This is a genomic window from Bacillus salitolerans, from assembly GCF_042680805.1.
Lineage (GTDB): Bacteria > Bacillota > Bacilli > Bacillales > SA4 > Bacillus_CJ > Bacillus_CJ salitolerans.
In genome coordinates this window covers 90,614-104,285 of sequence record NZ_JBHUEM010000003.1, presented here as the reverse complement: position 1 = coordinate 104,285, position 13,672 = coordinate 90,614, and the positions used below count along the sequence as shown (strand labels likewise).

General features: G+C 36.6%; 14 protein-coding genes. 7 read left to right on the top strand and 7 right to left on the bottom strand.

Features of this window, described 5'->3' with window-relative positions; genetic code table 11:
• Positions 1-913: 913 nt before the first annotated feature.
• The 4 genes from ACFSCX_RS02065 to ACFSCX_RS02050 are packed head-to-tail and all read right to left on the bottom strand — an operon-like array spanning position 914 to position 3,749.
• Entirely contained in the window at positions 914-1,807 is an 894-nt protein-coding gene (locus tag ACFSCX_RS02065; protein WP_377926439.1) for an RluA family pseudouridine synthase, read from the bottom strand.
• 14 nt (positions 1,808-1,821) lie between these two features.
• On the bottom strand, positions 1,822-2,619 hold the full coding sequence (locus ACFSCX_RS02060; RefSeq protein ID WP_377926438.1) for an NAD kinase: 798 nt from the start codon (positions 2,617-2,619) through the stop codon (positions 1,822-1,824).
• A gap of 24 nt (positions 2,620-2,643) precedes the next feature.
• Positions 2,644-3,306, bottom strand: coding sequence for a GTP diphosphokinase (yjbM, locus tag ACFSCX_RS02055; protein ID WP_377927053.1), 663 nt, complete (start codon positions 3,304-3,306; stop codon positions 2,644-2,646).
• Between the two features lie 56 nt (positions 3,307-3,362).
• Complete coding sequence (locus ACFSCX_RS02050) at positions 3,363-3,749, bottom strand: UPF0738 family protein (protein WP_377926437.1); 387 nt, start codon at positions 3,747-3,749, stop codon at positions 3,363-3,365.
• A gap of 149 nt (positions 3,750-3,898) precedes the next feature.
• Between ACFSCX_RS02050 and ACFSCX_RS02045 the strand changes: the two genes are divergently transcribed.
• The 5 genes from ACFSCX_RS02045 (at position 3,899) to ACFSCX_RS02025 (ending at position 7,283) form a co-directional block, all read left to right on the top strand.
• A complete protein-coding gene (locus ACFSCX_RS02045; protein ID WP_377926436.1) occupies positions 3,899-4,489 on the top strand; it encodes a CYTH domain-containing protein in 591 nt (196 codons plus the stop codon).
• Positions 4,490-4,505: 16 nt separating this feature from the next.
• On the top strand, positions 4,506-5,111 hold the full coding sequence (locus ACFSCX_RS02040) for a lytic transglycosylase domain-containing protein (RefSeq protein WP_377926435.1): 606 nt from the start codon (positions 4,506-4,508) through the stop codon (positions 5,109-5,111).
• 378 nt (positions 5,112-5,489) lie between these two features.
• Positions 5,490-5,888, top strand: coding sequence for a globin domain-containing protein (locus ACFSCX_RS02035; protein WP_377926434.1), 399 nt, complete (start codon positions 5,490-5,492; stop codon positions 5,886-5,888).
• Between the two features lie 3 nt (positions 5,889-5,891).
• Entirely contained in the window at positions 5,892-6,752 is an 861-nt protein-coding gene (locus tag ACFSCX_RS02030) for a ClpXP adapter SpxH family protein (RefSeq protein ID WP_377927052.1), read from the top strand.
• A 351-nt stretch (positions 6,753-7,103) separates the two neighbouring features.
• Positions 7,104-7,283, top strand: coding sequence for a hypothetical protein (locus ACFSCX_RS02025; RefSeq protein ID WP_377926433.1), 180 nt, complete (start codon positions 7,104-7,106; stop codon positions 7,281-7,283).
• A 152-nt stretch (positions 7,284-7,435) separates the two neighbouring features.
• Here ACFSCX_RS02025 and pepF read toward each other — a convergent pair whose 3' ends face one another.
• Positions 7,436-9,259, bottom strand: coding sequence for an oligoendopeptidase F (gene pepF, locus ACFSCX_RS02020; RefSeq protein ID WP_377926432.1), 1,824 nt, complete (start codon positions 9,257-9,259; stop codon positions 7,436-7,438).
• 219 nt (positions 9,260-9,478) lie between these two features.
• Between pepF and map the strand changes: the two genes are divergently transcribed.
• Positions 9,479-10,228: a type I methionyl aminopeptidase gene (map, locus tag ACFSCX_RS02015; RefSeq protein ID WP_377926431.1), complete on the top strand. Its 750-nt coding sequence runs from the start codon at positions 9,479-9,481 to the stop codon at positions 10,226-10,228.
• A 16-nt stretch (positions 10,229-10,244) separates the two neighbouring features.
• On the opposite strand, the gene ACFSCX_RS02010 is transcribed toward map, so the two are convergent.
• Positions 10,245-11,438 carry a competence protein CoiA gene (locus tag ACFSCX_RS02010; protein ID WP_377926430.1) on the bottom strand — a complete coding sequence of 398 codons (1,194 nt, stop codon included), beginning with the start codon at positions 11,436-11,438 and terminating at the stop codon, positions 10,245-10,247.
• 126 nt (positions 11,439-11,564) lie between these two features.
• On the opposite strand from ACFSCX_RS02010, the gene ACFSCX_RS02005 reads away from it, so the two are divergent.
• On the top strand, positions 11,565-12,035 hold the full coding sequence (locus tag ACFSCX_RS02005) for a DinB family protein (protein WP_377926429.1): 471 nt from the start codon (positions 11,565-11,567) through the stop codon (positions 12,033-12,035).
• 107 nt (positions 12,036-12,142) lie between these two features.
• Here ACFSCX_RS02005 and cls read toward each other — a convergent pair whose 3' ends face one another.
• The gene (gene cls, locus ACFSCX_RS02000; protein WP_377926428.1) at positions 12,143-13,651 is read right to left on the bottom strand and encodes a cardiolipin synthase; all 1,509 of its coding nucleotides are present in this window, start codon (positions 13,649-13,651) and stop codon (positions 12,143-12,145) included.
• Positions 13,652-13,672: the final 21 nt, after the last annotated feature.

Sequence of the window (13,672 nt, the reverse complement as noted above, 5' to 3'; positions counted from 1 at the left end):
CTTACCTTCTCGCCTGGTTTCTTACCTGTGCTGATCATTTACTTAACCCGTTTGCTTGTTTATTTACTTCGTTTCTTGATTTACTTACCTCCTCGCCTGGTTTCTTATCTGTGCTGATCATTTACTTAATTCGTTTGCTTGTTTACTTACTTCGTTTCTCGATTTACTTACCTCCTCGCTTGGTTTCTTACCTGTACTGCTCATTTACTTAACCCGTTTGCTTGTTTACTTACTTCGTTTCTTGATTTACTTACCTCCTCGCTTGGTTTCTTACCTGTGCTGCGCGTTTACTTAACCCGTTTTCTCATTTATTTACCTCGTTTCTCGATTTACTTACCTCGTCGCCTGTTTTCTTACCTGTGCTGCGCGTTTACTTAACCCGTTTGCTCATTTACTTACCTCGTTTCTCAATTTACTTACCTCCTCGCTTGGTTTCTTACCTGTGCTGCCGTTTACTTAACCCGTTTGCTCATTTACTTACCTCGTTTCTCGATTTACTTACCTCCTCCCCTGGTTTCTTACCTGTGCTGCTCATTTACTTAACCCGTTTCCTAATTTACTTACCTCGTTTCTCGATTTACTTTCCTCCTCGCCTGGTTTCTTACCTGTGCTGATCATTTACTTAACCCGTTTGCTCATTTACTTACCTCGTTTCTCGATTTACTTACCTCCTTGTCTGTTTTCTTACCTGTGCTGCGCGTTTACTTAACTCGTTTGCTCATTTACTTACCTCGTTTCTCGATTTACTTTCCTCCTCGCCTGTTTTCTTACCTGTGATGCTCATTTACTTAACCCGTTTCCTAATTTACTTACCTCGTTTCTTGATTTACTCACCTCCTCGCTTTTTTCGTACAAATACTGTTCTTTTACGAAATTAATATTTATTTTTTGAAAACAAAAAAGACAAGCTCTATCACTTGTCTTCTACTAACTTCTTCATATCTGCTGGTAAATCGACACGATGCTTCATCCATACGTGACGAGTTGGATGGAAAAAGGAAAGCTCGCAGCTATGTAACGCTTGGCGTTCTAAAATGGTTCGTTCACCGCCATACAGAGTATCCCCGAGGAGAGGATGACCTAAGTAGGCCATATGAACTCTAATCTGATGGGTCCGACCAGTTTCCAAGTTTAATGACACATGGGAAAAGCCGATACTCCTCTGAAGAACGTTAAAATGTGTGACTGCTCGTTGACCATCACTCCTTACTTCACGTTCAATGATACTGTGAGAAGCACGCCCGATAGGTGCATCAACCACTCCTTGATCTAGCTTCATTGTGCCATGCACCAATGCCTCATACCTTCTTCTAATGTCTCCATTTTTCTGCTGAGAAGACATTAAATGATGGATATAGCGATGCTTCGCTACAAGTAATAACCCAGAAGTGTCTCGATCTAATCGATTTACAATATGAATCGTGCTTGCTATATCGTTTAGTTTGTAATAATAGAGAAGAGCATTCGCTAGCGAGCCAGTTGGGTGCTCTCGTGATGGGATGGTTGACATACCCGCTGGCTTATTGATAACGAGCAGGACTTCATCCTCGTAAACAATGGAGAGAGGAATATTCTCTGCTTTCATATCCTCACTTGGAATCTCCTTTGGAAATCCAATCTCTAGGATATCTTGTTCCTTTAGTATGTGCCGGACAGTCACGGGTTCATTATTAACCATAATGAATCCACCTCTAAACTTAATATCAGTCAAGGCGGCCTTGGAAATTTGTTTTTCCTTCAAAAACTCTCTTACTAAAATGCCATTCTTATCATTTGGAATCGACCAGGCAAGTGTATATAATTTCACGAAAAACCTTCCTTTTATGAGTCCGCTACGAACGAATCACGAACACGTTTCCAGAATGGGAATGGTCTGAATCGTGCAAAACGAATTTTTTCTTTTGCTACTCGGTATTGGATTGATTTTACATCCTTGTGTAAGAGTGTAAGATGATCAACAGTAATCTGAAAATCTACATCATTGACTGGTTTTAACATACAAGTATGATGATTTGGTAATACAAGCGGTGAGCCAATCGTTCTAAAGACACGATTGTTAATAGAGGCCATTTCAGCTACCTGAATGACTTCAAGGGATGGGTGTAAGATGGCTCCGCCTAGGGCTTTATTGTAAGCTGTACTTCCTGATGGCGTTGAAATACAAAGACCATCTCCTCGAAAGGTTTCAAATGACTGACCTTTTATTTCGACGTCCATTACAAGTGAGCCTTCAACTGCTTTTACCGTACATTCGTTAAGGGCTAAATAACGAGATTCTTTATTACCGTTAATATACCGAATGATAACCTCTAATAAAGGATACTCAATCACTTGGTAAGGCGTTTTGGCTATTGCGATGACTAGTTTTTCCACCTCTTCTGGTACCCAATCCGCGTAGAAACCGAGATGTCCTGTATGTACACCTACAAAAGCAGTTTTGTCTAAGCGTTTGCAATAGCGGTGAAAAGCATACAGTAATGTTCCATCGCCACCCACTGAGATGACAATATCAGGTTGGTCCTCGTCATAAATTAAATCAAAGTCTTGAAGATAATTCCTCATTTTTAACATGAGGGTGTTTGAAACATTATCCCCTTTTGATGTAATCGCGAACTTCATCTTATTCCCCCCTTATCGGTGACTTTATATTTCGTTCTTTCTTGAAAAAATAGCCTGTGCTTCTTGAATTTCATCGCGAATCAGTGACATTTCTTCATCTAATCGAAACGCTGCCTCTGCTGCACTTTGTAGTCTTTTTTGAATATTTGCTGGAATTTGTCCACTATATTTATAATTTAATGAGTGTTCAATTGTCGCCCAAAAGTTCATGGATAGTGTTCTAATTTGAATCTCGACTAGGATATCCTTTGAGCCATCCACAATTTCAACGGGATAGCGTATCACCAAATGATATGAACGATATCCACTATCTTTTTTATGATTAATGTAATCTCTTTCTTCTATAATATCGAAGTCTTTCCTTTTTCTCAAAAGCTTGACTACAGTTTCTATATCCTCTACGAATTGGCACATCATTCGGATACCTGCAATATCCTGCATCTCCGTTTCAACCTTTTTCATGTCTATATTCTTTCTTATCGCCTTATCTAGAATACTAGGTATAGGCTTTACTCGACCGGTCACAAATTCAATTGGTGAATGTAAAGCTTGCTGTTCAAACTGTGTACGAATTCCTTTGAACTTGATCTTCAATTCATCAATGGCCTGTTCATAAGGTCCTAAAAACACATCCCAATTTTCAATCACAATGACACCACCAGTTATATGTAAAAATTCTAATATCATCACTAATGATTCTCTATTTCTTTATTAGCGATGCTTTCATAAACGTACCTTTTACATTAAACATTCTTAGGAGCTAAAAAGATTTGTTCCACCTTATCTACCATTTCGGTTCCATAATTTGAATTTCCTTCGATGTTACTAATTAAGTATTGAAGCTCTTCTAGAATACCCTCAAGAATAATAGTCTCATTATGTATATGTAAAATAACCTCATGATTTCCTTCCATTACTTTTTTTAAGTCAATCCAATAATCAGACGGGATTGAAATGTACACATATTCTTGCTCTGTTTCCAAGATGTAGATAAACGCTAGGTCGTCCGAATCAGCAAGTACTCTTCCCGTAGCAGTTAGTGACTTCTGGGTGCCACTCTTATCATCAGAATACATTAATAATTGATCGCTCTTCCATTCTATATGATTGATCTTTATTTTATTGCTCATTTTATTACCCCTCCAAATCAGAATCCAATATTCATTTTACCATACAAAACCTAGCAACATTAACTAGTAGAATATAGTATAATGGTTTAGAAGTATAAAACCACGTATTTTATCAGAACTGAACAATTGGTGCGGAGGAATTTATAACGATGAACCAAGAAATCGAAATTGAGTTCAAAAATGTTGTGACAAAGGGTGAATTTGAGCAATTACTGATTGCCTTTTCCATAAGTGAAGAGATGTTCGTATCGCAAGTAAACTATTATTTCGATACAACGAAGTTTTCTCTTAAGAATAAAGGAAGTGCCTTGCGTATCCGATATAAAAAGGGTACATATACATTAACCCTTAAAGAACCACTACGAGAAGGACTATTAGAAACACATCAAGATATATCCAAAACAGAAGCAGAAATGATGCTTCAAAATGGTCCATTTATACAAGGTGATATATATAAACGAATTGAAGTGTTAGGAATAGATCCGAAAGAAGTAATATATTTGGGATCACTCCGTACAAATAGAGCCGAAACGATGTTCAAGCAAGGAACACTAGTGTTTGATCATAGCTTCTATTTAGGGAAAGAGGATTATGAATTAGAATTTGAGGCATCTGACTATTCGAAAGGTCAGCATGACTTTAAAGAGCTACTGAGCGTTCATCATATTCCAGTCCGTAAAACAGATAACAAAATTAAGCGTTTCTTTAATGAGAAAAATAGACAACAAACTATAGACTAATCAAGGTGGTAAACTCATGAAAATTGACCAAATGAAAATGTTATTAGAACTTCAAGCCCTAAGAGGTTTTTCTACTAACAATACAAATGAAACGTCTGATTCAAATCTTTTTCAGGAAATGTTTGCTGAGTTAATATCACAGAATGCAGGGTTATTAGAAACTAGTGATAAGGTAAAACAACCTGTCCAATACCAAGCATTGCAGTCAGTTACGACATCGCTACCCCCGATTCAATCAGGTACGATTGATAATATGATTAATCAAGCTGCCCAAAAATATCAACTCGATCCATCGCTGATAAGGTCCGTTATAAAGCATGAATCCAACTTTAATCCGAATGCAGTAAGCCATGCGGGTGCAAGTGGGTTAATGCAACTTATGCCATCTACTGCACGTGGTCTTGGAGTTAAAAATATTTTTGATCCGGCACAAAACATCGAGGGTGGAGCTAAGTATTTAAGGCAAATGCTTGACCGTTATGATGGTGATGTTCGTCTCGCTTTAGCTGCATATAATGCTGGTCCAGGAAATGTAGATAAATATAAGGGAATTCCTCCATTTAAGGAGACACAAAATTACGTTACAAAAGTTACTAATACCTACAATAAATCGCTCGTATAAAACCTTCCACCTACTAACAAAGTAGGTGTTTTTTTTTCCATCTATTACTAACTAGATTTAACGTACATCAAGAGATAATATAGGTAATGTTTTCATAAAGCACTTTATTTGATGAATAGAGAATGTGTTGTTACAATTACTAACAATACTATTACTTGAAATCAGTCTTTTTTTTCATAAAGGTTAAATAGTACAGTCAGTTGACTGGTGTTCCATTATAGATTTTTTACTTGCATGTCTTTTTGGGGCTTGGATAGGAGTACCTATTCAGTTATAGAGTGGAAATCTTGGCGTCAACTTGTTGAAACTTTTTCTAACAATAAAACAGCCTCAAAAGAGAAAAATTGATATTTTTTTAAAGCTAAAGGAGTTATTTATATGAGAGAGCAATTTCAAGCGCCATTTGATGCAATTGGAGGCGTAGAGGTTATCTCAAAACTAGTAGATGCCTTTTATAGAAGAGTTGGAGCTCATCCTGATCTGGCTCCCATTTTCCCTGAAGATTTAACAGAAACTGCTAGGAAACAAAAGCAATTTTTAACACAATATTTAGGTGGTCCATCTCTTTATACAGATGAGCATGGCCATCCTATGCTTAGGGCAAGACACATGCCGTTTGAAGTGACACCGAAACGAGCAAAGGCTTGGATTCACTGTATGAGTGAAGCGATGGATGAGGTTGGACTAGAAGGACCTTTACGAGACGACTTTTATGGACGACTCGTATTAACCGCACAGCATATGATTAACACTCCTGATGCCGAAGGAGGAGAATGAGTGATGCATCATCATGAGCCAGCATCATCCTGGTCGTCCGAATGTGTGAAAAAGCCTCTTGAAATCTATGTATTTATTGACCCACTTTGTCCAGATTGCTGGGCACTTGAGCCAAATCTAAAAAAGCTACAAATCGAGTATGGAAGATTTTTTTCTATTCGTCATATATTAAGTGGAAAACTAGCTTCCTTGAATTTACGATCAAGACAAAAGCCAGAGAACCTTGCGAGTGTATGGGAACGAACGGGGAGCCGGTCTGGAATGTCATGTGATGGAGATATATGGTTTGAAAACCCGATTTCCTCCCCTTCTACTGCTTCAATTGCGATTAAAGCGGCAGAGTTTCAGGGACGACGTGTTGGACTAAAATATTTAAGAGAACTGCAGGAACAGCTTTTCTTGCATAAAAAAGATATTTCTGATGAATCCAATTTAATTGATTTTGCTACGAAAGTTGGTTTGGATGTCGAAGAATTTCAGACAGATATGCATTCTGAAAATGCCCAAAGAGCCTTTCAATGCGATTTGAAGCTGACATCTGACATGGAGGTTGAGGAAATTCCGACTCTTGTATTCTTTAATGAAAACATAGATGAAGCAGGAATGAAGGTGACTGGATGCTACCCATATGATGTGTATGTGAACATCATACAAGATTTGTTGCAGGACACTCCTGATCCGTCGTCTCCCCCAAGTCTAGAGAAATTCTTGAGCTATTTTAAATTTGTTGCCTCTAAAGAGATATCGGTCGTTTACAATATGCCAATTAATGAAGTGGAAAAAGAAATGAAAAAGCTACTGTTTAAACGGAAAGTTGAGCTTGTGCCTGTAAAGTACGGAACGTTTTGGAAATATATTGACTAAGAACAAAAGGCGCAAGCGCCCCGTTTAGCCTCAGGCATAGCAAATAACCCTTGAGTGGCTGGGCGCTAGAGCCGGATTACTACGCACATCACTCAGTTATCCACTAATAGTGAGCATTTATAATTTCCTAAACAACGGAAAAAAGATTTGGCATGATAGCCAAATCTTTTTTATTATAAGGGGATGTGAGTATACAAATTTATCTTACAGCATTAGGCTAACAGAATTGCTGTTACTTGACAACTACTTTGTGTATTTTTTCACAAATATGTCACAACTATTATATTCTTCTATTTTGTCCACCACATGAATACAATATAGCATCCTATACTATACTTGGAGGTTATAACTGTGAATTGGAAACTCATTGTCTGTATCATTTTATATGTGGTGGCATTTTATCTTCAGATTCTTGGGATGATGAATCTAATTCCTATATATGTTTCTACTCCACTTTTCTTTATTATCATTCTTATAACATTATCGATGATTATCAATAAAAAACGCTTTAAAGGGTTTAAAGGATTTTGATCAAATGACCCATTGTGCCAAAAAGGTTACATGGGTTAATAATTGTTTTTTTCAAGCCACCTTCAAAATAGATAAGCAACCCAAATAATAAGCCCTGTAGAGAAGCTCAATGTTTGAGACTACTTTACAGGGTTTTATTTGGGTCGAGTTTTTTATTTTATTCCTTCAAGCAGCTGTTCCATTTCAGTAAGTTTTTCTTCAAATACCTTTAATGCTTGCTTCATTGGTTCAGGAGATGTCATATCTACTCCTGCTTTTTTTAATACTTCAATTGGGTAGTCTGAGCTTCCAGCTTTTAAAAACTCTATGTAGCGTTCAACAGCTGGCTCACCCTCTTCTAAAATTTGCTTCGATAAGGCAGCAGCGGCACTAAATCCAGTTGCATATTGATACACATAGTAATTGTAATAGAAATGTGGAATACGTGACCACTCTAGCCCAATTTCTTCGTCCACCACAATATCTGAACCGAAATATTTCTTGTTTAAATCATAGTACATTTCCGTAAGCATATCAGGTGTTAATGCTTCACCTTCCTGCGCTTTCATATGAACATTATGTTCAAACTCAGCAAACATGGTTTGACGGAATACGGTTCCTCTGAAACCTTCTAAGTAATGGTTTAAAAGGTAAAGACGTTTCTTCTCGTCGTCAATCGTATTCAATAAATAATCATTCAACAAGTTTTCATTACAAGTAGATGCAACCTCTGCTACGAAAATGGAGTAGTTTCCATATACAAATGGTTGCGATTTTCTAGTGTAATAGCTATGAACAGAGTGACCAAATTCATGAGCTAATGTAAACAAGTTATTTACATTATCTTGCCAGTTCATAAGGATGTATGGATTTGTTCCATAAACACCTGATGAGTAGGCACCACTTCGTTTTCCTTTATTCTCATGAACGTCAACCCAACGATTTTCATATGCTTCTTTTAAAATGGATTGATACTCTTCCCCAAGTGGTTTTAGTCCTTTTAGTACATAATCCTTCGCCTCTTCGTATGAAACCTCCATCTTAATATCCTTTACTAATGGAGTATACAAGTCATACATATGTAGCTCTGACAGCCCTAACACCTTCTTACGTAGTGACACATATCGGTGTAATAAATGTAGGTGATCGTTTACCGTGTTTACTAGGTTGTCATACACTTGTTCTGGAATATTATTTGTACTTAATGCAGCCTCACGAGCTGTTTTATAGTTACGAACACGCGCATAAAAATTATCCTTTTTCACCGCACCGGATAAAGTACTTGCAAATGTATTTTTATAATTTCCATATGTCTCATAAACCGCTTTAAAGGCTTCCTTACGAACGCGTCCGTCACTGCTTTCTAAAAAGCGGATATAGCGACCGTGAGTAATCTCTACTTCTTCCCCATTCTCATCTTTGATTGTAGGGAATTTTAAATCTGCGTTATTTAACATACCGAATGTATTACTAGATGAGCTTGTAACCTCAGAAGCTTGTGCTAAAAGGGCTTCTTCCTTTGCACTTAATACATGTGGTCTTGTGCGATTAATCTCGTCTAATGCATGCTCATACACCTTAAGCTCTTCTTTTTCCTCAAGAAAGGACTTTAAAATGCTTTCATCTAGCGCAAGTATTTCGGGTACGACAAATGCTAATGCACTTGAAATTTGAGTATACAAATTAGATGCTCGATCATTTAAACCTTGATAAAACGAATTCGTTGTATCTTGATCATATCTCATGTGAGCATACGTATACAATTTACTAATTCTCATTAAAAGTTCATCTTGATATGTAAGTAGTTGTAAAAAAATATCCGAGGACTCACCAAGTTTTCCTTGGAATTCTTCAGCTTTAGGGATCAATGCCTTAACTTCTTTAAATTCATTCTCCCAGTCTTTATCGGTTGCAAAAATATCCTCAAGTCTCCATGTGTCTTCAACTGCTACTTCACTACGTGAAGGAAGAGATTTCACTACTGCTTGTTCAGTCATATCATACACCCCACTCAAAAAAATAAATTCATTAGAAACGCGAAATAAACGGTCTCATAATAGTTATTCTATTATTTTTCGTTTATTCCCTCTTTTTTTTAACATCTTATATTGTTTGCACTCAATTTTTTTTTATGACTTTATGCAATAATTACTTATCACTTTTACAGCTTCTTAGATATATGATATAGAACAAAAACATAAATAGGAGGGGTATGCATGATTACATTAAAAACAGACGAGCAAATTAAGTTAATGCATGCTGCTGGAAGGGTAGTTGCCTCTTGCCATAAAGAGTTAGCAAAGATAATAAAGCCTGGTATTACAACCATTGAGATTGATCAATTTGTGGAGCATTATCTCCATAAACATGGTGCTACTTCTGCTCAAAAAGGTTATTATGGCTACGAATATGTTACTTGTGCCTCAATTAATGATGAAATCTGCCATGGTTTTCCAAGAAATGAACCGTTAAAGGATGGAGATATCGTTACAATTGATATGGTTGTAGACCTTGATGGTGGGCTGGCTGATTCTGCTTGGACGTACCCTGTTGGGAACATTACAAAAGAAGCCAAAAAGCTTATGGACATATCAAGAGAGGCACTTTATAAAGGAATTGAAAAGGCTGTTGCCGGAAATAGAATAGGCGATATCGGCCATGCCATTCAGGAATATGTTGAAGGTCATGGATTTTCTATTGTCCGTGATTTTGTCGGACATGGTATTGGAGCAAAAATTCACGAAGCTCCTCAAATTCCTCATTTCGGATTACCGAACCGTGGACCAAGAATAAAGGAAGGAATGGTTATTACCATAGAACCTATGGTTAATATTGGTTCATGGGAGTCAAAAATGGATTCGAACGGCTGGACTGTACGTACAATGGATGGCTCTCTTTCAGCACAATATGAACATACAATTGCTATTACAAAAAAAGGACCTATCTTATTAACGGAGCAGCTATAATTACTAGCTCAGTGCCTCAGGCATTGACCTTCCTAGTAAGAAAATGTAGAAGTAATCGATCTCTATGAAAGGCTTCCTCTAAACTAGATGGATAGACCATACATTGCACCCTGTGATAGTGATGTTGGCCTACCCTTTGAAGGGTACCAATTGAGCAAAGTTGATGTATATACTCTTTTATAGCAAATGTATAATCAGTCTGATGAACAAGAGGAAGTTCCCTCACAGAAAAAAGACTCATTTTTATTTTCTTATTAAAATAATTGTAAACATTTTGAAGCGAAAATGTTTGGTGTAAAGGAAAAGAAAGGATAAAATCTAGGAGAATCCACGATTGCCAAACCATAGGTGAAGTATGAATCCAATACATGGATGGAAGTGGAATACCAATTTCAGGAGGAAGTAATGATGGATAAACGTTTTTTGAATAATAGAGGGATAACAGTTTTTTCATGCTTGTAGATGGATATTGTGTGCACGTTACTCTCCATTTTTGCTTCATTTGAATCCAACATGGTAAAAAGGCTTCGAGATTATTAGGCTGGGGAGATACTAAATTTTTAATAGAAGTTTGTGATAGTGGAAAGGTTTTAGTGGAAGCAAAAATACGGTTTGTGGAAAGCGGAATGATATTTTGAAGAATGACAAATTGCTTTGTATCGCTACAATAATACATGATGGCTGGACTATTATGGATGAAACTAGCTGCTAGCCAATCCATTAATGATAACTTATAGATATCCTTTGATAGTCTTTTTATTCTCTTCCCTCCTAATATCCAAAGGGGACAAATACCATGCTTAATATAGCCATGTGAACGAGTTTTAAATAATGAAGCAGAAATGGATGAGCATTGGTATTCAATAACGTTTTTTGTACTTTGTTCCTCAAAACAGATATCAGGTCTTTGTTTCAGTTCTTGAAAATAAGGTTCAAGAATTGGTTGATACTGTTGCTTTTTTAACCATTGGAAAAGCTGAAGCTTTCCATTTAGATGATACATTGACTCTTGGTCAGAAAAAGCATCACAATTAGCATTTAATTGATGCGCAAAATGTGGGATTCTGACCTCTCCTAGTTTAAGATGAACCTTCTCCCTGCATGAAGGACAAAAAAATGCATGTGCCATTCGCAAGCCCTCCAGCTCTTTCTTTGAATATTCTCTCCCTAGACTTATCATCTCTCCATTGTCCATTAGTGCAACTAACACTCTTATCAACTCCTTACATAAACTTCACCAAATACATTCGTTACAATACGAGAAATTCCTGCTTGTGAAACAAGAACATTTGTTCTATAATAAAATGGACAAATTTTCCTTCGGGGTGATGAAAACATGAATTCGATTGAACTGATTACTTTAAATTTAGAAGAAGTAAGGAGACGAAGCTGTAAACTTTGGAGAAGTGTTCCAAACGAATATTTACATTGGAAGCCTGATCAAGAAGCACTATCTATTATTGAGATGATTAGACACACATTAGAAGCTGAGCATTATTACCACTTAGCCATCCTAAACAGAGGAAGTCTTAAAGACTATCATTCCCCTTATGAAAATAGGGTCTTTCAATATGTAGAAGAACTTCTAGAATTTAGTCAACCTTATCGAGAGGAATTCCTTCAAACGATACATTCATTTAATGAGTCGGATTTGAGCAACATCCATATTGATCGATCAGATGTTGGTTATGTTAGAAAGCTTGGTGATATGCTACTTAGAATTGCTTATCATGAAAGTATTCACACCGGGCAATTACTTGATTACTTACGCACAGCTGGAGTCAATCGCATTAATATATGGGATTAAAAAAGCGAAGCAAACACCGATGGGATCTTCGGGGTTGCTTCGCTTTTTACAAAAGAAAAACTAGCTAATTGTCATCTTTCAAATCATACCTTATACAATCGTTGTGTTCATAATAAAGGTGAGAGTAGTCTAGCTAATGATTCAATGATTCTTTGCTTAACAGGTCTTTTATTAAAGATTTCAAGCTTAATTTCATTAGAATTTTCTATATCATTCTCAAATTCTTTAACTAAGTTAGCCGTACTTTTTGTTTTATAAAGAAATGCATTCACTTCAAAATTTAAATGGAAGCTTCTCATGTCCATGTTTGATGTTCCAATAGACGCCAATTCACCATCAATCGTTAAATATTTACTGTGCATAAACCCCTTTTCATACTCATATACCTTTACTCCTGCCTCTAATAACTCAGGTATATATGATCTTGATGCGTAGAAAACAATACGTTTATCTGGGCGCTTCGGAATTAAAATTTTTACATCTACCCCACTTAAGGAAGCAATCTTGATTGCGGTTAAAATATCAACATCCGGGATGAAGTATGGAGTAGCTATACATATAGATCGTTTAGCAGATGAGATCATTTCAAAAAACAAGCTTTTAATAATTTCCCATTCGTTATCTGGTCCACCTGCAACAAGCTGTACTCCGCCAAATTTATCCTCAAACTTATGGTCTGGTGTTAGATATTCTTTTGTTAATAAGGATTTATTTGTTATATAATACCAATCTTGGAGGAATATTAATTGAAGGCTTCTAACAGCTTCCCCTTCTATGAACAAGTGCGTATCACGCCAAAAACCAAAACTGGGGTTACGACCTAAGTATTCATCACCAATATTTAAACCGCCAATAAACCCCTTTGTGCCATCGATGACAATAATTTTCCGGTGATTTCTGAAGTTAACTTTATGATTTAAAAATGGCAACTTTACCGGGAAGAAGGGGACCATTTCAATGCCCGCATCTCGCAAGTCCTCTTTGTACGCTTTAGAAAGTTTCCAGCTTCCTACAGAATCGTATAGAAACCGAACCTCAACCCCTTCATTTGCTTTCTGTATTAATAAGTTCTTGATGACATTTCCAATTTGGTCATCACGGACAATATAATATTCTAGATGAATGTGGTGTTTCGCTTTGGATAACTCCTCGATTATTTTCGAATAGGTATGCTCTCCATTTGTTAAGATTTCTGAAAAAGTATGAGTGGTAACAGGACTTTTACCAAGTCGATGAGCAAGATTATACAATCTTATTTGATGCTCTCTTAAAAACCTTGGGATCGTATATGTATTTTGTATATCTTCTATTACTGAGAAGGTTTGTTCATCAACCATCGCTTTCTTCTTAAACATCCTCTTCTTCCTGAAATTCCGTCCAAAAATAATATAAAAAATAAATCCAATTACTGGAAACGCCCCTAATACAATTAACCAAGTTATCGTTTTCGTCGGATGTCTATTTTCAAGAAAGATTACTAGACCAATCAAAATTGCTAAAGTTGTAAATACAATACTCAATATCCCTAGTACTTGCTGCCCAACAAACGTCTGCAGAAAAAATAGAGAGGAAAAAACAATTGTCAAAAACAACAGAACTTGTATCGTATGTTTCATTGTTTTAACTCCTAACCCTTT